The 19,545-nt window shown below is 41.1% G+C and carries 23 protein-coding genes and 1 riboswitch; of the genes, 4 read left to right on the top strand and 19 right to left on the bottom strand.

From position 1 onward, the window contains the following. Nucleotide 1: 1 nt before the first annotated feature. The 12 genes from LPY66_RS00670 to LPY66_RS00615 all read right to left on the bottom strand — a co-directional run bounded on the left by LPY66_RS00670 (nucleotide 2) and on the right by LPY66_RS00615 (nucleotide 9,841). Nucleotides 2-1,051, bottom strand: a complete 1,050-nt coding sequence (locus tag LPY66_RS00670) for a DNA cytosine methyltransferase (RefSeq protein ID WP_337986243.1) — start codon at nucleotides 1,049-1,051, stop codon at nucleotides 2-4. Continuing rightward, a complete protein-coding gene (locus LPY66_RS00665; protein WP_337986242.1) occupies nucleotides 1,048-2,358 on the bottom strand; it encodes a DNA cytosine methyltransferase in 1,311 nt (436 codons plus the stop codon). Before LPY66_RS00665 ends, LPY66_RS00670 begins: the two co-directional genes overlap by 4 nt. Before the next feature lie 12 nt (nucleotides 2,359-2,370). Next, the gene (locus LPY66_RS00660; RefSeq protein ID WP_337986241.1) at nucleotides 2,371-2,823 is read right to left on the bottom strand and encodes a very short patch repair endonuclease; all 453 of its coding nucleotides are present in this window, start codon (nucleotides 2,821-2,823) and stop codon (nucleotides 2,371-2,373) included. A 1-nt stretch (nucleotide 2,824) separates the two neighbouring features. Next, on the bottom strand, nucleotides 2,825-3,034 hold the full coding sequence (locus tag LPY66_RS00655) for a helix-turn-helix domain-containing protein (protein ID WP_337986240.1): 210 nt from the start codon (nucleotides 3,032-3,034) through the stop codon (nucleotides 2,825-2,827). 452 nt (nucleotides 3,035-3,486) lie between these two features. Further along, nucleotides 3,487-5,187 (bottom strand): recombinase family protein, encoded by a 1,701-nt coding sequence (locus LPY66_RS00650; protein ID WP_337986239.1) that lies wholly within the window; start codon nucleotides 5,185-5,187, stop codon nucleotides 3,487-3,489. Continuing rightward, entirely contained in the window at nucleotides 5,135-6,115 is a 981-nt protein-coding gene (locus tag LPY66_RS00645; protein WP_287895437.1) for a recombinase family protein, read from the bottom strand. The genes LPY66_RS00650 and LPY66_RS00645 overlap by 53 nt, the downstream gene beginning before the upstream one ends. Continuing rightward, the gene (locus tag LPY66_RS00640) at nucleotides 6,116-7,714 is read right to left on the bottom strand and encodes a recombinase family protein (protein WP_287895436.1); all 1,599 of its coding nucleotides are present in this window, start codon (nucleotides 7,712-7,714) and stop codon (nucleotides 6,116-6,118) included. A gap of 84 nt (nucleotides 7,715-7,798) precedes the next feature. Then, nucleotides 7,799-7,960 (bottom strand): SHOCT domain-containing protein, encoded by a 162-nt coding sequence (locus tag LPY66_RS00635; protein WP_287895435.1) that lies wholly within the window; start codon nucleotides 7,958-7,960, stop codon nucleotides 7,799-7,801. Nucleotides 7,961-7,974: 14 nt separating this feature from the next. After that, nucleotides 7,975-8,358 carry a recombinase family protein gene (locus tag LPY66_RS00630; protein ID WP_287895434.1) on the bottom strand — a complete coding sequence of 128 codons (384 nt, stop codon included), beginning with the start codon at nucleotides 8,356-8,358 and terminating at the stop codon, nucleotides 7,975-7,977. A gap of 254 nt (nucleotides 8,359-8,612) precedes the next feature. Continuing rightward, nucleotides 8,613-8,822 (bottom strand): hypothetical protein, encoded by a 210-nt coding sequence (locus tag LPY66_RS00625; protein ID WP_337986238.1) that lies wholly within the window; start codon nucleotides 8,820-8,822, stop codon nucleotides 8,613-8,615. A gap of 72 nt (nucleotides 8,823-8,894) precedes the next feature. After that, nucleotides 8,895-9,311, bottom strand: coding sequence for a sigma-70 family RNA polymerase sigma factor (locus LPY66_RS00620; RefSeq protein WP_287895433.1), 417 nt, complete (start codon nucleotides 9,309-9,311; stop codon nucleotides 8,895-8,897). A 26-nt stretch (nucleotides 9,312-9,337) separates the two neighbouring features. After that, on the bottom strand, nucleotides 9,338-9,841 hold the full coding sequence (locus LPY66_RS00615; RefSeq protein WP_337986237.1) for a hypothetical protein: 504 nt from the start codon (nucleotides 9,839-9,841) through the stop codon (nucleotides 9,338-9,340). 559 nt (nucleotides 9,842-10,400) lie between these two features. Next, nucleotides 10,401-10,490: riboswitch (cyclic di-GMP riboswitch) on the bottom strand. A gap of 500 nt (nucleotides 10,491-10,990) precedes the next feature. Here LPY66_RS00615 and LPY66_RS00610 point away from each other — a divergent pair. Then, a complete protein-coding gene (locus LPY66_RS00610; RefSeq protein ID WP_337986236.1) occupies nucleotides 10,991-11,188 on the top strand; it encodes a hypothetical protein in 198 nt (65 codons plus the stop codon). A gap of 645 nt (nucleotides 11,189-11,833) precedes the next feature. Here the strand turns inward: LPY66_RS00610 and LPY66_RS00605 are convergent. The 4 genes from LPY66_RS00605 to LPY66_RS00590 form a co-directional block, all read right to left on the bottom strand. Continuing rightward, the gene (locus LPY66_RS00605) at nucleotides 11,834-11,980 is read right to left on the bottom strand and encodes a hypothetical protein (RefSeq protein WP_337986235.1); all 147 of its coding nucleotides are present in this window, start codon (nucleotides 11,978-11,980) and stop codon (nucleotides 11,834-11,836) included. A gap of 56 nt (nucleotides 11,981-12,036) precedes the next feature. Further along, complete coding sequence (locus LPY66_RS00600; protein WP_337986234.1) at nucleotides 12,037-12,351, bottom strand: DUF6951 family protein; 315 nt, start codon at nucleotides 12,349-12,351, stop codon at nucleotides 12,037-12,039. Between the two features lie 241 nt (nucleotides 12,352-12,592). Then, entirely contained in the window at nucleotides 12,593-13,135 is a 543-nt protein-coding gene (locus LPY66_RS00595; RefSeq protein ID WP_337986233.1) for an HPP family protein, read from the bottom strand. Nucleotides 13,136-13,305: 170 nt separating this feature from the next. Further along, nucleotides 13,306-14,748 carry an IS4 family transposase gene (locus LPY66_RS00590; protein ID WP_015042633.1) on the bottom strand — a complete coding sequence of 481 codons (1,443 nt, stop codon included), beginning with the start codon at nucleotides 14,746-14,748 and terminating at the stop codon, nucleotides 13,306-13,308. Between the two features lie 121 nt (nucleotides 14,749-14,869). Here LPY66_RS00590 and LPY66_RS00585 point away from each other — a divergent pair, with 121 nt between their 5' ends. From LPY66_RS00585 to LPY66_RS00575, 3 genes are all read left to right on the top strand, one after another. Continuing rightward, nucleotides 14,870-15,514: a DUF5677 domain-containing protein gene (locus LPY66_RS00585; protein ID WP_242824889.1), complete on the top strand. Its 645-nt coding sequence runs from the start codon at nucleotides 14,870-14,872 to the stop codon at nucleotides 15,512-15,514. 258 nt (nucleotides 15,515-15,772) lie between these two features. Continuing rightward, nucleotides 15,773-16,090, top strand: a complete 318-nt coding sequence (locus LPY66_RS00580) for a hypothetical protein (protein ID WP_034377934.1) — start codon at nucleotides 15,773-15,775, stop codon at nucleotides 16,088-16,090. A gap of 111 nt (nucleotides 16,091-16,201) precedes the next feature. Continuing rightward, nucleotides 16,202-17,809, top strand: coding sequence for a PucR family transcriptional regulator (locus LPY66_RS00575; RefSeq protein ID WP_015044015.1), 1,608 nt, complete (start codon nucleotides 16,202-16,204; stop codon nucleotides 17,807-17,809). An 82-nt stretch (nucleotides 17,810-17,891) separates the two neighbouring features. Here the strand turns inward: LPY66_RS00575 and LPY66_RS00570 are convergent, their stop codons facing one another. The 3 genes from LPY66_RS00570 to LPY66_RS00560 are packed head-to-tail and all read right to left on the bottom strand — an operon-like array spanning nucleotide 17,892 to nucleotide 19,514. Next, nucleotides 17,892-18,170 carry a hypothetical protein gene (locus LPY66_RS00570; protein ID WP_015044016.1) on the bottom strand — a complete coding sequence of 93 codons (279 nt, stop codon included), beginning with the start codon at nucleotides 18,168-18,170 and terminating at the stop codon, nucleotides 17,892-17,894. A gap of 40 nt (nucleotides 18,171-18,210) precedes the next feature. Continuing rightward, nucleotides 18,211-19,296: a reductive dehalogenase gene (locus LPY66_RS00565; RefSeq protein ID WP_337986232.1), complete on the bottom strand. Its 1,086-nt coding sequence runs from the start codon at nucleotides 19,294-19,296 to the stop codon at nucleotides 18,211-18,213. Then, nucleotides 19,197-19,514 carry a hypothetical protein gene (locus LPY66_RS00560; RefSeq protein ID WP_337984894.1) on the bottom strand — a complete coding sequence of 106 codons (318 nt, stop codon included), beginning with the start codon at nucleotides 19,512-19,514 and terminating at the stop codon, nucleotides 19,197-19,199. Before LPY66_RS00560 ends, LPY66_RS00565 begins: the two co-directional genes overlap by 100 nt. Nucleotides 19,515-19,545: the final 31 nt, after the last annotated feature.

Genomic DNA, 19,545 nt, shown 5'->3' with positions numbered 1-19,545 from the left:
CTCAACATCCTCTGCTTTCAAAATATTCTATGATACTTCTTCCTATCTTTTCTCCCAATATCGGTGGTACGGCGTTTCCGATCTGCCTTGCCACCTCCACTTTTGTTCCCACAAACATAAAATCTTGCGGGAATGTTTGCAACATAGCGCCTTCTCGCAAAGAAATACTTCTCAGTTGTTCCGGGTGTCCGAATTTTCCTCTTGTAAAACTGTCAAATCGAGCTGTTATTGTTGGAGCGACCTCATCCCATACCATGCGCCCGTACACGTTCCTATATCCAATTACGGAACTGTCTATTTTGTGACATTCTGCCAACAGTTCGGGCGGCAGAGAATCGCGACCTTCTCCCTGCTTTAATGCTTTCAATCGCAGAATATTAAGCGAAGACAGTTTGTCTCGTCTATGCAACAAAATATCCGGGTGGTCTTTACCATCTTCCGGTGGTTCGGGCAAAAAGCCAATCGTATCTCGGACAGTTCTTCTTTCAGGCGATGCCTCCGGAAATTCATAGTCTGAACCCATGTCATTTCTTTCTCCAATAAGGATAATTCTTTTTCTTCTTTGCGGAACACCGTAATCTTGTGCATCAAGCAACTTCATATGTACTGTGTAACCGATGTTTCGCATATTCTCAACAAGATGAGTCAATATCTTTTTCCCACGTTTTCCCGTGATCCCAGACACATTTTCCATCACAAAAAAACAAGGATACACTTCCTGTACCAGTTGCCCATACTTCAGCACCAAATCGTTTCTGTCATCTGTATCTTCTCCGCGCCGTTGTATCGAGAAGCCCTGACAGGGTGGACCGCCGGCCAACAAAAACAATTCACCTTTTTTCAAATTGCACAATTGCAACATCTTTCCGTTCAGCATATCGGAAATATCGGATACCAATGAGGGATGGCGGAAATATTTCTGATTTTGACGAATCGTTTTGATGCACTTGTCATCAATATCAAAACTAAGTATTGTATCAAATCCGGCATTTTTCAGTCCCAAACTCAAACCTCCGGCTCCGGAAAAACTGTCAATGCAGGTATACCTCATACTTTTCGTCTCCTTGTTCCTTTTATTCCCGCAATCACGCTGGAATAGGAACTGCTTACAGGCTTTGTAAGAGATGGCGTGCTGTTATCCAGTTCGTATTGAGTTGGTTCCGTGGAGAGCAACTCAACCAAAATGTTTGTCGCAATGCCACATGACAGCAAAGGGGGAACTGCTTCTCCGATTTGCCTGTACACATCATCATATTTACCTTCGAACTCAAACCCATAGGGAAAACTTTGCAGCGATGCAGCTTCTCTTGCCGTTAATCCTCTGTCCTGTTCAGGATGTGAGTATCGTCCGCTGGCGGGATTTCTCGCATAGTGAGTAATTGTAATGGACGGTTTATCCCAACTCAACCTGCCGTATACGTCGGAGAATCCGCTCACATTATTTAAGCACTTTGGACCGACCCCGATGGGTCTGTTCCCGCCGTCATGCTGCACTTGCCGGATAACATCTATAGTGCTCTTTTTATGCGCAGCACTCTTATGAAGGTAATCATTTGGGCAAATTTCGCCAGCCTTCACTGGAGGAAGATTCCCGATTGCATCTCTTACCGTTCTGTATTCTTCAGCTTCATAATAACCCGAAGGTAACAAAAAATCTTTTTTCATGCCGATAATGATGGATCGAAATCTCTCTTGCGGAACCCCAAATTCAGCTGCGTTATGAATACCCTGCTTTGTTGTATATCCGCATTCTGTAAACAACTCGGAAGCTTTACTGAAATACTTCCAATACCTCTGTGATAAAAACTCCGGTACATTTTCCATGATAAAAACATCCGGCCTGATTTTTTCAACCAAATGAGAAAAAGCTATTACCAAATTATTTCTGTTGTCATCTTCTTCATCCCAATGTTTCTTCCTATGAGAAGAAAAGCCTTGACATGGAGCACATCCTATCAACACTGTCGGCAATGAATCATCGAATCCGATTTTTTTAAGGAAAATACTTATGGCGTCGTCGCTGTATGCCACATTTAAAATATCTTCATTCAGCAACGGTGTTGCAAAGTTCTTACTGTAGGTTTGAGCAGAAATCTTGTTTATATCGCATCCTCCCAAAAAACGGAAAACAGGCATAACTCGATTAATTGCTGCAAAACCAAGAGAGGTTCCTCCCGCTCCGCAAAAGAAATCAATAAGTTGTATTGGATTTTTGGCCGTGCTTCCATTTGCTAGAGGCTTGAAATTTTCCAATTCTCTTTCAGTCCGAAAAAAGAGTTCCCTTTTCAGACTTCTGAAATCATTATCATTTTGCTTGTTGTTCACGGCAGCATTCAAAATGTTTTTAAACGTATTCATTATCAACGCTCCCTATCTTTGATCTTGTATAACAATTTGCTCGCATCGGACAACTTCTTCTATTTTATCGGCACAACCTTTTGTGTCTTTTTCTATATTCTTGCCCCAAAATCTTAGTACCGTCCAACCTTGTCTCACCAACTCTGCGTTCACTTCTTTATCACGTTGGATATTACGCTCGATTTTGGGAATCCAAAAGTCTCTGTTTGATTTGAAGTCGTTACATCTATGCTCCCAGTCATATCCGTGCCAAAACTCACTGTCACAGAAAACGGCCACCTTTTTCTTTTTAAAAACAATATCGGGCTTTCCTATGATTGTTTTAACGTTTCTTCGATAGCGCAATCCACGAGACCATAGTTCATTGCGAAGTATCAGTTCAATATGGGAATCCTTACTTTTTATTCTTTTCATATTGTAACTTATTTGTTCAGTCGTCTTTTTACCCATATCGTCACCCGCCATGCTATTCCTTGTCCGGCAGCACTTCCATAATATCGCCAATATCGCATTCCAGGGCAGCACATATTTTAACGAGAACATCAGTGGTCACATTTTCATTTTTCCCAAGCTTTGCAATCGAAGCATGACTTATCCCTGCTTTTTTGCTCAGATCGCGTTTTTTCATGTCTTTATCAATCAATAGCTTCCACAGCTTTTTATAGCTTACTGACATATACGTCACCTCGCAATTAATCAAAAAAATCATATCAAAAATATTGCTTAATTGCAATATATAATTCAGCGTTCGCTGAATTATTGGCCATCATCAATTATTTATTGCATTCAAACCGATGCAAGTGGTAAACCTACTCCGTTGGTGCGTATCTTTGCTCTGAACGGTAATGCTATGCGGCGGGCAAGCGAGTAATTTATTGTTTTGCTTGTCCGACATGCTGTATCGCCCCGACATCAAAGACAACAATAAATCGCCCGCCTTATCGCGGATCCTTTTGAAATACAACTTTGGCGTACACGCCCATATCAGTCCTACCAGCCTTTAAAACACGCTTTTTGGTGTTATCATCCTCTGCATTCTTAAAGAATAAACTGAATAAAGCTCTCATTTGATGTCTGAGAATTTTATTCAGCTTACTTGTTTTTAAATTTCCAGTGCCTGCTTCCGGATCATAAGCAGGCACTGATTTTTGCGTTGTTTTTGTTCCTTTTCCATTGTCCGCAACCTTTATATTTTCCTCGCCCTTCCATTGTCTGCTCCATCTCAATACCAGATTTGAAAGTGATAATCATCTTATCTTCCGATACAATTTTGATACTTTGTATTAACCGTCTGACCAGATCATTATCGAATTTGGTCATAACGCAACTCACATCGCCGAGGAATTTTTTCATCTCGTTGACTCTGTAGTTATAGGTATCGTAGATGGCTTGCTGTTCTGTATACTCATTTTTCTCTTTGAGTATTTGCTTGCGTTCCGCAGCGATTTTTTCATAATCCTCATCAAAGTCTACATTGTTGATTCCGCTTTTTGCATTTTTCCCAACCAAGGCCAGCATCTCTTCCTTCAGTTCTTCCAGCCGTTTGTCCATCGCTGGGATATCCATGACCTTGGCATGTTTGCCCATAATCATTTGGAGGTTGGAGGTAAGGGTGCCCATAAAATCTTCTTTGTCCCCAATCAGCAGGTTGATGGCCTTCATAATGGCATCCTGCAAGAGCGGCTCATCAATGGTCGGTGAATGCTTGCAGTATTTCTTCCCGTATTCCTGCCTGTTGTAGCAGCGCCATACGATTCGTTTCTCCGAGTAGTTCGTCCAGGTTGCCCGTCTGTATGGTTTGCCGCATTCGCCGCATCGGACGAGGTCTGAGAGGGCATATTTTGAGCTGTATTTCCCGTTGTCTGTTATCGACCTTTTGTCCGTGGATTTCCGGATGTTGGCCCGACGAGCCCTTTCTTCCTGCACGCGATTCCATAATTCCTTGGAGATGATCCCTTCGTGGCTTCCTTCTACATAGTATTGGGGCACAATTCCTCTGTTTTTGACTCTTGTCTTATTAATAAAATCTGTGGTAAAGCTTTTTTGCAGCAGGGCATCTCCCATATATTTTTCATTGGAAATCATACCTGATATGGTGCTGGTATACCATTTGTCCTTGCCTGTAGCTGTTTTAAGGCTATTTTCCTCCAGGTGATTCTTGATCTTCGCAAAGCTGCAACCTTCTAAGTAAAGCCTGAATATCAATCTTACTGTTTCAGCTTCTTCCGGTACGATGACAAGCTCCCCTTCAGGGTTTTTAGTGTAGCCCAGGAATTGCGTGTGGTTCAGGTATACCTGCCCTCTTTCGAACCGGCGGACAACACCCCATCTTGTATTGGTGCTTAAAGATCGGCTTTCTTCCTGTGCCAGACTGCCCAGGATGGTAATTAGAAGCTCGCCAGCACCATCTAGAGTGTTGATGTTTTCTTTCTCAAAAAATACGGCGATGTTCTTCTCTTTAAGCTGTCGGATGTAGGTAATGCAGTCTACGGTATTGCGGGCAAATCGGCTGACGGATTTGGTCAGCACCATGTCGATCTTACCTGCCAGGCAATCTTCTATCATTCGGTTAAACTCTGTTCGCTTTTTAGTGTTGGTTCCGCTGATGCCTTCGTCCGCATAGATGCCTGCGAACTTCCATTTTGGATTTGACTGTATTTCTCTTGTATAATGCTCGACCTGCATTTGATAGCTGGACTGCTGTTCTTCCAGTTCTGTACTGACACGGCAGTATGACGCTACTCTCAATTTCTTTTCCTTTGCCTTTTCCTTAAAATCATAAATCGGATCGGCAGGGATCACCGATACTGTTCTTGCCGCTCTTGCCATGATCGATTCCTCCTTTTCCACGTAATGTGTAGGTAGTATTTAGCGTTACGCCATTGATCAGCTCGAATCGTAGCTGGCCAGTCTTTTCTACCGTAATGCTCTTGATGGTAGCCTTGAACAAATCCTCATCAAATGCTGTGATGGGCTTGCGAGTTTGAAATATTGCTTGCAGCTTCCTAGTCTGGTACTCAAAGTCATCTATCTTTGAGAGCCGATATTGCTCTGCAGCTTTTTTGAATAATAGCTCTGCCAGTTCCACTGAGTTCGAGTCACTTTCATGTAATGCTCTGGTGATTTTCAGGGTAAGTTTTTTTAATTCCGTACTCTCCTGTATTGCCTCGACTGTGGGGTGAGTCTCTATCACATCCGGTTTTTTAAGCACCCGGTTGAAGATCTCTATAAAGGCAGCTTCCAGCTGATGGTCATCTACCACGCCGCTTTTGCAGCAGACCCTGTTGTCAACAATGTAGCGCTTGCATTTCCAGTTGCATTTTTTATTTCTATCATGGTGCTCGGTGTAGCGCCGGAACACGCTTCCACATTCGCCGCAGACTACCTTGCCACTGAAAGGGTAAGTGCTGGTGATGCCGTTGGCATAGTAATTGGTATTTCTGTTCAGTTGAGCATTCTTTTCTTCTCTGCATACTTTTACGTTATTAAATACTTCCTCTGTAACTATGGCAGGGTAGAAATCATTGCCGATATATTTGCAGTTGCTTAAGATTTTCCCGATGGAGCCGTGATTCCAGGTGGGTTTTCCGTTGGCATTCGGAATTCCCTGTTGAGTCAGGTCTTTGGCCATCTGCAGAAGGGATACTCCTGCGATATAATCGTTGAACATTTTTTGGACCAGGTCTGCCTTTTTAGGTAGAATAGTTACGGTTCCGTTGATGATTTTATAGCCGAAGGGCATATGCCTTTGCGCCATTTAGCTCACTTCCTCTCCAATCATCTCTGTAAGCTCCAGTCCGTTTATTAGATGAAAGGAAAGTGTTACTTTTGAGTTCACGAATATCTTTTCTACTATTAAAGAGAAGATTGTTTCATCGAATCTCTCCGTCAGGTCCTCCTGGTTCTTGAGTATGGCAATCAGCTCATCGGTCCTGGTGATTCGCTCGTCAAAATCGGTATAATCAAGGAGAGCACCGCGCTGTGCTTTTAATTCCGCAAGTTCTTTTACGATGAGACTGTTTTGCTCTATAAAAAGAACAGAGTCAAGATATCCTTTCGACCTCAGTCTACTCAGTACATGACTCTGTTCCGTTAGTTCCGATATTCTGCTGTTAAGTTTTTTTATCTGAGATTCATATCCTTGACTGTAATGGAGCTTTTTCAAATCCTCTGCTAAGGGGATTAGTATTGGATCGCAGTTGCTTTTCAGCTTATTGTAAAGAATGATGAATGCTGCTTTGATGTAATCCTCTTTGATGGCTGTCATACTGCACGCTGTTCGCTTGTGGATATGCTTGCTGCAGCACCACTGTTCCGTATGGTAGGGCATCCCTTTGAATAGTTTCTGTCTTTTAAAAGTGGTTCCACATTCACCGCATATAATTTTACCAGTAAACGGGTATCGGTTATTGTACTTTCCGGTATCGGCAACCATCATTTTTTCTGTTCTTCGCCAGTCCATGATTTCCCTGACAAGCTGGGCTTCTTCTCTTGAAATGATGGGTTCATGGCTGTCCTGTATAAAATACTTTTGTTTTTGACCTTTATTCTTTTTCCTGATAAAAGGCACCGTATCGGTGGTAAAGGTCTTTTGCATCAGCATATCGCCGACATATTTTTCATTGGTCAAGATTTCCCCAACTACATTTTCTCCCCACGCTTCTGCACCTTTTCTTGTAGGAACACCTTCCTGTGTCAGCTCCCTGGCGATGATATATGAGCCTTTACCGTTTAAGTAGTCATGGTATATCCTGCGGACGATAACGGCTTCCGCTTCATCGATGATGATTTTACCCTCGGCACCCTTGGTGTATCCATAGGGAAGGCAAGAGGGATTCCATTCCCCTGTTTCGAATTTTTTCTGTATCGCCCATCTGTTGTTTTTGGAGATGGAGATGGATTCTTCCTGAGCGACGGAGCCAAGTATGGTGAGGATCAACTCGCTATCCACCGTCATGGTGTTGATATTTTCCTTTTCGAAATAGATGGCAATTCCAAGCTCTTTCAGCTTTCTGACAGCTTCAATGCAGTCCTTGGTATTCCTCGCAAATCTGGAGATGGATTTGGTGATAACCATATCCACCTTTTTGGCTTCACAGTCTTTCATCAGCCTCAGAAACTCGTCACGCTTTTCTTTGCTGGTGCCGCTGATACCCTCATCAGCGTAGATGCCCGCAAACGTCCAAGTGTCGTTGACTTCGATCAGATCGGTGTAGTACTCTACCTGTGTCGAAAAGGACTGTTGCTGCTCATCGTGATCTGAGCTGACACGGCAGTATGCGCATACACGTAGTTTGAGGATCTTTTTTTTCTCTGTTTTTGGGCTGATTGGGTTGATCATGGTTACCTTGGGCATACGCATCCTCCTCTCTTTTTTTCAGAACCTGATGTCCTGTTAGCAACACACAGTACTACACAAAAACCACTATATCAAGTGTTTTTACATATATACCTCTACTAATTGTGGGGCGTACAAACGCTGATTTATTTGGTCCACTTCCTTAAATTCTGAAAGAGTAATGAGACCCTTTTTAAGCATGGATTTCAGCAGGGAAAGCGCCATTTTATATTTAACTTCATTGGCTACTTGAGCTTGTGACATTGCTTTATCCTCCTTTACATCTGCATTGTGTCTATAATATGGTCAATCGCTTCATTTGGGGCTGTGATTTTAATGGTGCCCTCCGTGACAGAGACTGCCTCCACACTCCATCGGTTAAGCTGCGCAATGTATGCCAGGGTCGGAAGTATATCTCGCCCAAGGCAAGAAACATTTTTAATTAAAACGGCATCCATTTGTCCGGAAGCGGCTGCTGCAGAAACCTCTTTTATCCCTTCCCGGTCAATGAACCGCCCGCTTTCGGTATCATGAGATTCTCCCACTACCATATAACCAAGGCTTTTTGCATGGTGTAACAGTTCATTTCTTTGGGCTTCCATCAATTCAGGATCGCCGTTAGCTACCCGGCAGTAAATCCAGACTCTTTTCTCATCTCCCATAATCTCGTGCCTCCTTAAATTTGGGGCTTTAATATCACAAGGATGCAGCGGACTTTGAGTTCCGCTGCACAGTTTCTGATATCAAAGAGGTCACGCTTATTCTTCATTTTCAGCCTGTGCTTTATTTGACACTACTTCCCAAGCACCGGGGCAACAGCTCAAACTACCTGTAGTTAGCAGGTATCACAGGAATTCTACCTCCCCGAGAACCTCCGGGCTGCACTCTGGGACTTAACCTCGACTATGCAGGAGTATCATTGTAGGCTGTTCAGGTCCTGGCGAAGCAATCCACCACAGATTGTTTTATGGTCAAACATGTCTCGCTCATAGCCTTTGATGCGATCGGTTTTACGGGCAATTTGTCCGCAGGCTGTTCTGGCGTGTTTACCAAGGTCGCTTTCCGTTTTAGCAGCTGAACAGTTAACGTATTTGAGCTGTCGGGTATGGACGGCTTGCGCCAACATTTTTCAAAGAGCAGTGAGGGATAAAAAAAGCCCCTCACTTCTATAGGGAAAAAAGTGAGGGGTTGAGCGGATTTACTTTTCTATAATTTTTTTTAATTTCTGCAGTGCTTTGCGTTTTCTATCGTTGATTGTTTTTTGTGGTATTCCTTTTTCTGCCGATAATTGACGCTCACTCTTACATTTGAAAAACAGTTCATTAATCAGCATCTGATCGCTTTCTTCTAAAAGAGTAAGACACCGCAACATCTTGGCAATCATTTCTTTCAATATGATACTGTCCTCTATGGACTCCTGGGCAGATACAATCAAATATTCCACTTGAATACCCTTTTCATGGCAGGCTTCAAAGGATATATTGTTTGTTACTGCCAGTTCATCAAGATACTTTTCCCTATCTCTGCAGTGGTAGTAAGCCATATAAACTTCTTTACTCACAGCAATCCGTTTCTTTTGAACGAATAACGTGTATTTACGCTGGTTTTCTTCCATGAGCTTGTCCTCCATTTTTAGATTTTTTAATCTGAAAAATGAAGAACAAGCGGAGGAGAACGGCACCCGATTGAATTTCCTAAGAAGGCATAAAGGCCAAGCTTATGGTCGTTTTTCCCCAAAAATTTTCTTATTTTCTCATAGGCACTATGCTTGTTGCAGTTGATGTTTCTGCTCTTGACACCGAGCTTGTCCACTGTATAATTTATGTCCAACCAGAAAGACATAAGGATAATGCCGCACTTGACCTCGTTCCAGGTATTTAATATCTGGAATAAAAGTCCGTTCCTGACACTGACATTGAATTTTGGGTTCTTCAGCTGTTTGTATATAAAATCTAGTTCTTGTTCCGGTCCATAAAAGCATAGCTTTCCACGGTTTCGCTGGTTAAACTGTGAAAATAAGATTTCATCTTTTAACTGGTATCGGTTGCCCTTTAACCAGTTTCTTAATTTATTTTTAAAGATTTTTTTGGAGAAAGAAGAATGTTTAATACATACCAGAAGTCGAAAATAGGATTTTTTTGTCAATGACAAAACCGCAATTTGTTTGTTACAAATTGCGGTTTTACGGTCTGTTTGAGGCATATTGAATTGTGGAAATGTTGAGAGTTGCGTAACATTCTCAGAGGGTAGAACGTAATTTGGATCGGTGAAGCCACCCTCGGCATGGATATCCTTACACCACTGTACTTCAGCTATTTTAACCTTTTAATTTTTAATAAAGTTACATTTTTCATTTGTCAGCACCTCTCCTACTTAAAATGAAAAACAAAAATCTTAATAATGACATCATCCATATTTCGGTAATATTTTGTCGAAATGCGACCGTATCCATGTTGTTCTCACGTTTCAATTATTCCTTAAATGAAGCGAGGGCTCGGTTGCTATATGCCGTATATGTAATTTTTGCACACAAGGTCGGCATCTTGCCTCCGGCTTCCTTCTGAGTCCTCATCACCTCTTACCTTTACCTAACAACTGGTGCTAGCAACCATCGTAGTGGACTTTCAGCACTAAAGTCACGAATGCCATGCTCAAAAGACAAAAAAACCTGCCGCTAAGAGGGCAGGTTTAGACACGTAGTCTCTGCGGTAGCCAGGCTATCATAGTGCTGGTAAGCACCTTAGACCCTATGGCTTTGCGTCCCTATCTTTTGACAGGTTTGCCCTTAGCGCTGATAATTCAATTGTTATTTATAACAACACAACAATTATTTGTGTTGAGTGAAACACCGAAGGAATCTTTTATCCATAATCTATAAGGTCCTACTGAATTGTGTCTAAATTGGTCGAGATAGAATGCAGGCGCGCGCATCTTTTTTCAAGACCACGTTTCCTGACGCCTCCCTGCGATCCCGGACAGTCGGATTTCCCGATTCCGGTTCTAACCCCAGGTTTATCCCTTGAGCCTTCTCAAGTAACCCTAGGTTTAAATGTTGGCACCATATTCGCCCATTGGTTATTTGGTTAACTCAAGGGTTATCCTTCATTAAAGAGATACGTTATCAGTTACTGCGTACTGCGTTTCTCTGAGGCCCCCAAGTGTTCAGAGGTCCTTTGCTTCAACAAGCCTTTTATCGCTTTTATGACCTCATGCGCCAGTCCTAAATCCTCCCATCCTCCTTCGATTGTACTTTATAAGGCGGGTCTTTGATGGTTGTTGCCATTCCATCTGGAAATGGACTTTCCCGTCGATATCTCTGTGAACCCTTCTATTGATGTCAGAACCCATACCCCGGCTGCCTTTGTGATGCATTTACCGTTTCTTCCCACAAAGCTTCGGCCTTCCCCAATTCGGGAATGGGTCAGCGCTAATCAGCATTCCTTTCAACAGATTCTGAAGGGGAACTATATCGGGGCTGCAGTAATTCGTTAATCCTTCTGACCTCAATATTTGCTTGCCACACCGTCTGTTCCGACCCTCTATTCTCTGGGTTATATGGGCAGCCGCGGCTTTTTCGTCCGGGCACACCGCAGTTTGTTACCTCCCTACATTTCGGATATGCTAATCACCCGAACCGGCTAATTGGTGATAGGAGACTTTCACTCCATAAGATTTTCAGCCTTGACGGCTGCTCCTGTGGGGATGTACCCCTGCACAATTGAGAAATTGTGATCGAGCATAATCTCTCATAAGGATCACCTCTATTTGTATTTGGGGTATTTATCATTCCGGTAACCTTGGTCTATATGCAGCAACATCAGCATCTAATAAGAGAAAATTATCTTTTGCCGATGATAGGAATCATATGACAACCTGGACTTAAACGATAACCCAATTTATAACCTGCTGGGTTCATCCTTGCCCTCTGATTCTCCCGGTTTTTGATCCCCGCTTGATTTAAAGCTGCAATTCCACAGCGTCTACTGTGAGACCCTCAGAAACTCTCCTTTAATATAATAGCTTCCTGGGACGCCCCTTCAAAAAAATTCGTACTACAGTTCAAAGGATACCTTTCGTCTAAGAGTATTTGGTTGGGCCCCACTATTTGAACGGGCACTACTGTACAAATATACTCAATTAAATTAGTTGTACCGCATAGACCCGTATCTGTTCGATTACATCACATATTTCCGGTTTGATACTTCTGTCCGAACCTCCTGTACCCATGCTCAAATAGATATCTTTCAGGTCCAATTCTCCAATGGTCAACTCAATTAATTCCACCAGCGCTCATCTCTTCCTGTAGGGCTCTGAGAATTTGTCATCATAGTGCTTGTAACTTATTTGCTAATCTTTATCACCGCATCTTTAGGTAAGGCTAAACCACAAGCTACTTCAACACCTTTAATAATCGCCGTAGGAACAGGACAAGCCGCATGTTTACAGTATTTTCTGGCCATTTGAAATACCGGTGAATCTCCAACTTTTGCGAAACACTCCACGAATGCTTTGACTTCTTTAAGTTCAGGTTCCAATGGTTTCAGGTTTGGGCATTCGGTCTGAAATTCAATCTGGGCATCCCGCATGTTTTTGGATTCGACTTTCACACTAGTATTAAAACCACAAATTCCTGAAAAAACTTTAACCTCGGCCATTTTATCCACTCCTCGTATAATAATATTTGTTCCTGTACTTGCTGCATTGGGAGAGCTTTGTCTTAAATGTTGAGATAAGCATTCTGATGAATGAGTGAAACATAACTAGACCGGTAGAAGCAATATTAATTCCACCTCTTGGATCAGTCTTTTACAATTATACTTACATAAACGCACATAAATAGAGTTTAATTTCAAATTTTCATCTCTTCATTAGAATTAATCATTACTAATATTGCATCTAGTACCAATACCGTGGATAGTTTCGATTCGGTGATAGGTTATTGACGAATATGCCCACCAAAACCAATAACAGGCTACCTGCAATAATTGGAGTTAATATGTAGATCGGGTTAGCCGCATTGAGAATAGCAAACATAGCTGTGGCTCCACCCGGGGGGTGCGTCGTTTTCGTTAACATCATGACCAAGACGGCTAAAGATGTCCCTGAAGTCACCGACCACCAGTGAATTCCCCAAATCTGATAAGTTGTTACCCCGACAATTGCGGACAAGGCGTGACCTAGTATAACGTTACGCGGTTGCGACAGGGGAGCATCCGGTGCCCCAAATACCAGAACAGCGGAGGCCCCTAACGGCGTAGCCAACATGGGAATCTCGTACTCAAGTGATAATATGCTGAGAATGGCAATTCCCAAAAAAGCACCTATTAAGGCAATTAGGATATCCATAGGGGTCAGCGATACAAGCGGTGTGGTTCTTTTCTGTCCTTTAAATTTAGCAAGATATTTGAGGACTGCCCCTTCTTCTTTGCTCTCTTTCAAGTTATCATCTTCTTTTCTCTCCTTGATTTAAAATAGCAGTATCATTATGAAATTGAGTTAGGATAAATGAATAATAAGATTTTACTTCTGAAGTTTCGCACCCCTCAAAACCCTTGTATCTCTAATTTAAAGGTATCCTAATGCCAGTGGTTCCTTCTGATTATTACCGATTAACTGGCATTTTTAAGGGCTATAAGCTGATTACTAAGAAAAGAATTCTCAAATAGTTCTTTCAAATGTTCATATTCACTGGAATTCCTAAATTCCAAAATGTCCACTAAACCAGACTTGGCGATGCTGGTGATCACCACTTGCAGCAAATCATCAAATAATTCCCAGAGCCGCTCCGCTACATTCTTCTCTATGAGTTCGTCCTTGATTTCCGCAAATAATCCTTCTAAGGATTCGTAGGCGTTTACTCGTCGAAAATAGGCTAGGAGTGTATAGAGGAGATAGCAGGTCGTGATATGGGCAATCTGCGCATCGAAATCCCTCGATTGACAAGTCCCGAGCTTCAAATGCTGCTTGGCTTCCTTAAAAAAGACTTCGATGGTCCAACGGATACTGTAAATCTCCAACATACTCAATAAACTAAGAGATATATCCGTCGAGAGGAACAGTCTAAATTTCTTTTGATAGGGAAACCGGCAAAAATACAGTTTGATTTGTCCGATTCCTTCATAATCAACAAGGACTTCGAAATAACGGATATTCCGTTTCCTACAGCGTTTTTCGTTTCCCTCACTTTTGAGGACCGATTTTAATTGGCTGGCATTAAGGGAAGTCTCTTTGTAGCGATACTTCCTCGTATCTTGCCGAACACCACAGACCAAATGCATCGATTTTTTGTCTAATCCTCGAATCGTTTGAATGAACTCGTAACTGCTGAACCAGCTGTCAACCAGGACATATTTAGCCTTAAACCCCTGTTTTACCGCCCGTTTTATCATATCCAGACCGTTCGAAATTTTGCTAACATGGCATTCTCTGATCCGTTTAGCCCCAGCAGATTTGGGGTCTCGTTGCTTTTTGAACCGTTCTTTACGGTGCCTTGCCTTTTTTAAGGGCTTTTCCACTTGTAAAGTGAAGTCTATAGGCGTGAGGCTTTTACCATCGAAGAAACCAAGGGTTAAATTTTTAAAGCCTAATTTGCTACCTTTCTTCCCTGCAACATGGTCAAACACCTGGGTCATTTGTTCAATTCTTCGACCTGTCTTAGCAAGAGTTGTATCATCTAGAATGAAAGCGGACTTTTCATCCACTTCGTTCGTAGGATTAACCAATCGTTGAAACTGTTTGGATATACCGATCAGCAATGCTCTCCAAGGCATTTTTTCATTGTTCTTCAGTCGATATATGGAATCTTTCTTCATAGTAGTAACCTTTTGGAAATCGCTTTTATATAACGCGTGGACACTTTTCAGTAACATTAGGGGCAACATCAACATTAGTGAGAGGATTTCCGCGGAACTGTAACCATCCTGTTTCAGAAAACCAACTTTGCGGCAAAGCGTTTTAAGCTTGAACGTCTTCATAACTTCACATATAATATTGTTAATCGAATAGCCGTGATTTTGGAGTACGTTTTCAATTTCTTTGACAGGTTTCCGCATGATAACACCTCATTTTTGGTTGATTTGGAGTAGCATCTTATTATACCAAAAACCTAGTGTTCATGCGGATTTTTATCGTTTTTTCGTCTTATTCTAAGCCGAATTTTCGGCTGTTTTATGGGTGCGAAACTTCAGCAATAACTTTCGAGAAGACACTCTTATAATTCTTAGAACTGTTTATGAGAATTATATCAATATGTCCTATATACTTAATAATCCTCATGAAATACGCGAACTTGTATGGCAAAAAATTGGATTGAAAGCTGGAATATATGAATTCAAAAAAACAAATAATAACAAACTTAACTATAAAAAGGTAATACTAAAGGCTAATAATAAGGAATATGACCATAATACATCTATACAAAAAATGGTAGAACATGGCGTACATCCAATTGACGCAATAATACACCCTATTATTTATCCATATCTTTCGGAGCACACACATCCAAATATGATTGGGTCAGGAAATTATAGAACTAAAGACAATAAACATTATGAAGTCGGGCGTGAAATATTACATATTGAAGTAGTATATTTTGCAGTATATATTAGTTTTTTAATAGGTGGAGAGATATATTTATATCATACCGCCAACTTTGATGAGGTTGATACGCTTACCGGTGAAGAATCACGCAAGATGGTTGAGGAGATTGTGGAAATAAGAGAATTAGTAAATGAAATAAGTGAGGTCATTGTTTTTGATTTAAATACTGAGTTAAAGGAGTTAATTGAGAAAAGATTAGCTTCCATAGATATTAGCTAATTAGAATACTACTTTTTATTGAAGACATTTAAACTGTATGTCTTTGCAATATACACATTTAAGGGGTTGCCCTCCATGGCAACCGCTGAGTATGGGGGTGCTATCCATCACATAACAGCGAAGTTCCGCAACTTAGAAAAGATGAATTTGGTAAGGCGCTGCGGAACTTCGCGAAACGTTATATAAAATCGCGCGCAGGATCGCCGCGTCCTGCGGCGAAAGAATTCTTTTTATAGGACTTATGAAAGGGAAAATACAGTGGGTTGTTTAGAATTAATAAGAAATGAGCCAATCGAGGAAGATATTGCTGATAATGAGATAAACCCAGTAAGGTTAATGATTTTTACTGAAGGTACTATATTAGGGCCCAAAAGTATACTGCAACATTTTAATCATGCAGCATATGTTCCGATAAATAACGCAGTTAACTTGATTAAATCTTGGAAACAACAGGGTACGGAAATAGTATATTTGACATCGAGAAAAAAAGAAAAACAGGTATGTGAGATAAAAGAGCTGCTACTTAAGAATGATTTTCAAGGTTCAATGCTGTTTTATCGAAGTGAGGGACTATAAGATGAAATACTTCGCAGTTTGTACTATACTATGAAGAAGATTACCAAGGCTCGTTCCAACTGAAAAGTATATGACTTTTATACTTGGGGGGTATATCCGCTGGATATCTACATGACCACACTTCTGGAAAAATTAAATGCATTTAATCCAAAACTCTATAAATCCGCCAATGGGCTATCTGCGATCCGAACCTTGAAACTCATAGAAACTGGAAAGCAGACCTTTGAACCCGATGTTCTGTATATGGGTACTAACGCTAACCTTGAAACTTTTGCCAACCATGGCGGAAATCATCTTATTTTGATAACAGATGAGGCTATACCAGATTCTTTCGAAAGGAATCCACCCTTTAATCTATTGAAAATTGAGGGAGAAATTAGTTTTAATGCAGTGTTTAATACGATACAGGATATCTTCAACAATAAAACCAAACACTCCCTTGATTCCGAAATTTTACTAGATTCTCTCGCTCAGGGGCAGGGAATACAACATATCATCGATATGGCATTTCCATTAATAGGGAACCCAATGATGGTATTAGATAAAAGTCTTAAGCTGCTTGCTTATACAAAAAATATTACGGTTAATGATCCTATGTGGATTGAACTGACAACAAAAGGATTTTTTTCTTACGAGACTGTTTCTTTGATGAAACACAAAAAAGCTTTAGAAAAAGTGAACAACAGCAAACTTCCGGTGTTGTTCTTATCTAAAGAAAAAATTGAGGATGACCATTCGAATAGTAATTATTCAGTATTTCCTTTACTATCAGAACCCTCTGTTACTCAAGTACTTTCAAGTATTAATATTAAAGGAAAAGCTGTCGGCAGAGTTGTAATAATGGAAGTATTACAACCGATTAAGGATGAAGATATCGATCTTCTTTCACTTTTATGCAAAGTCATTTCCTCTGAAATGCAGAAAAACAAGTTTCTGATTAACTCAAAAGGGATTATGTACGAATATTTTTTAGCTGACTTGCTGAGTAAAAAGATAAAGGACTCAAAAGTAATCCATGAAAGATTAATGTATCTGGATTGCAATTTCAAAAAAAACTTATGTATTCTTACGATAAGACCTTCTCAATTTGACCTTGCAAATATTCCCCTTTCATACATTAGAGATATGGTGGAAAGTCTGATTAGTTTCAGCAAACCGATCATTTATGAGGATAACATCGTGATCCTGATTAGCAGGAGTATCGATACTCCCTTTCACGAAATTGATTTTGAGTATATGTTTGAGTTTCTTAGTGAAAATAACCTACATGCCGGGCTAAGTCGCACTTTTCAAGACCTCAGTGAAACCTATAAATTTTATCAACAATCACTTACAGCAATGGATATCGGCGTAAAATCTTCTCAAGAAAAGATTTTCTTTGAATATGAAAAATATTTAATAGATCATGTGATTGAGTTATGCTCATCTTACACCGACTTAAAAGATTTATGTCATCCATCCCTCCTAACCCTTATAGATTACGACCAGAAAAATAAAACTAATTTCACCCAAACACTCTATACTTTTATTGAAAATTCAAAGAAACTAATTGAAACCGCAAACATCTTACATATTCACCGTAACACAATGAGCCTTCGTATTGAAAAAATACAAGAAATCATGGAAGTAGATCTAGATGACATTAATTTTCTACTTCACCTGCAGTTTTCTTTTAAAGTTTTAGACTACATAAACAATTTGAATCTAAATAACGACTAAAACAAACAAAGGCGCTAGACAATATTGCTTGTCTAGCGCTTTGACGTACATAATTAATCTCCATTATCATTAATTCTTAGGGCTACATCCAGTAATGCCATACCGCCCAGAGGCTTAAACAACCAACTGCAGATCCCGCAAAGAGAAGCATTGCACCTCTTTCCGTTGCAACCTTGTGTTTTCCCACAGCATTAATGTAAACGAAGGACGTTCCCATCACGATACAGGCATAAATGAAATAAACCAGCACCCAGCCGTACCAAGTCATAACCTTCCCGCTGGCAGAAGTGAGACTATTAACTCCGATTTCTATTAAAACAGATAAGGCCCCGACAAAAAAAGAGTAAATCATTCCGACCATACGCTCACCTCCTTTGCTTTGTAATCTAGAGATCTAAAAGTTAAAATAGTTCCGGCCATTCTAGCCACCACTTATTTTCTTCTAAGACTTCGGTACCGTAACCAAAGAAATCATCAATATTTTTTAATAGTCTTGAAGCTAATTGCGACTTGGAAGCCGCGGCTACTCCCATCGAGTGGAACCAACTCTCTTCCTTATTGTTCCATGGACAAACTTTCATACAACGTCCGCACATCGCCCCATTCTTATTACTAATCCGGAATGTCGTGCATTTTTGGACATTGGTATTCCATTTTTCATAGCCATTATGAATGATAGGATTATCATCATGACTGATAGCTCCCGAAGGGCATTCATCCGCACATTTTTTACACGTGGCACAGAATTCCCGGGCACCAAAGGATATGGGTTTATCGGGTTCCATAGGCATGTCCGTCGTAACAACGGCTGCCTTGAAACGGTAACCCAGGCGGGGATGAGCAACACATTCACCGGTACGCGTCATTTCGCCAAGACCGCACGCTACCAATACCGGCGGTACCACCACCTGATAATTTCCACAATGATGCGCTCTTGCTGAATAGCCAAGATTACGAATATAAGCTGCAATAGAACAAGCAATAACACCCGAGTTCATATAAGCCATATAGCTTTGGGATGCACTAATGCCGTCAAAGCCCGTTGAACTCAATACGGTAGGCAAGCTCTGGTCTACGATGATGCCTATGGCGTATTTATGCGTTGTGGTTATCGGGGTCACATTCAAAGCATTGTAGGGCCCGTGGCCTACCGCAGGACCTTTCTCAGAATAGAAAGCGTGAGGCGGCATGAGCCCAACACCAACTTCTGACGCGCCAAGAAACATCCCGAGATCTTTAATATGGCTCGCCAGCAAATCCTGCGGCGGCAAAGGAAGTTTATCCTCTCTTACCGGCCCGTCCACAAATTCGGGCGTACCGATGGAATGAGACATGGTGAATAGCGCACTCATTAACGGGTGCTTGCCGCCAAGTTTAATTAATGACTTTAAAACCTGTTCACCATAAATACCACGAGCAGCTTTGGCAAACCCTGTTTCCGTTTCACTGATTCTTTCGATGGGCCCAACAATTTTTGTTGAACCCAATTGTGTCGCATTTTCAGGGTTATACTCATGCCGTTTGACGAAGACAGCTCCGTGTCTCCGGCGTTGAGAACTGTTTTTTTATTGGATTTTTCAAGGGCGGCTTTGCTATATTTTACGTTCGTGACCGACGGCTTTAAGGTTTTATCTGCCGGATCGGATACATTTCTGCTTTCCTGGATCTCCTGTTGATTTTGTCTTTTTTGGTTTTCTGCATTCATTTCTTTTCACCTCGTATTTTAATAATTAAGA

The organism is Dehalobacter sp. DCM (assembly GCF_024972775.1).
GTDB lineage: Bacteria > Bacillota > Desulfitobacteriia > Desulfitobacteriales > Syntrophobotulaceae > Dehalobacter.
Note: the sequence above shows the minus strand (reverse complement) of the source record. Positions and strands in the feature narration are given on the sequence as shown.